Below are 563 nucleotides of genomic sequence, written 5' to 3' on the forward strand. Positions count from 1 at the left end.
AGTCAGTATATTTTCCTGAGAATTGAAGTAAAAGTTCAAAATCTCCAGATTGGTCCGTATGCAAAAAATGACCGGTTTCACTAATAAAACCATAATGGGTTTTTCGCCAGAAGTCTGTTTCTGAGTCTGTCTTTAAGTGCAGCTTCCCAATGTCTTCTGACCAGGAATGAGGTGGGTTCATCCAATTGAATTCACGTCCTTCGATATGTATCATAAATGATGTGGCTTATTGTTTTCTTGTTTACTTTATTCTACAAATAGCAGAAGTGCTTTTTATTGGTTAAAAAGACGCCTTGCCTCGCCAAAAATTTTAGCACTTCTTTTCGAGAGTTCAAATTATTCATTAAAAATTGATCCTTCCTATTTTTGCTAATAATTAATTGGGTTAGGGGAATAATTTCAAACTAATTTCCATTTTTGATGATGCATCGGGGAAGGTTTCCCATCCAATACTTTGGGACAACCTTCATAAAATGGCATGATTTTAGCCAATTCGATAATTACATTTAACAGCAAAGCCATGAATTTAAACCAGTCATCCATAATAAGTTTACAAAACCCTC

1 protein-coding gene is annotated in these 563 nt (G+C 34.6%); it reads right to left on the reverse strand.

The window, feature by feature from the left end; all coding sequences use genetic code 11:
* Positions 1–214 (reverse strand): DUF1349 domain-containing protein (locus ADIWIN_RS15125; protein ID WP_040757573.1); only part of this gene is annotated, 214 nt, incomplete at its 3' end.
* Positions 215–563: the final 349 nt, after the last annotated feature.

It is taken from the genome of Winogradskyella psychrotolerans RS-3, assembly GCF_000427335.1.
Taxonomy (GTDB): domain Bacteria; phylum Bacteroidota; class Bacteroidia; order Flavobacteriales; family Flavobacteriaceae; genus Winogradskyella; species Winogradskyella psychrotolerans.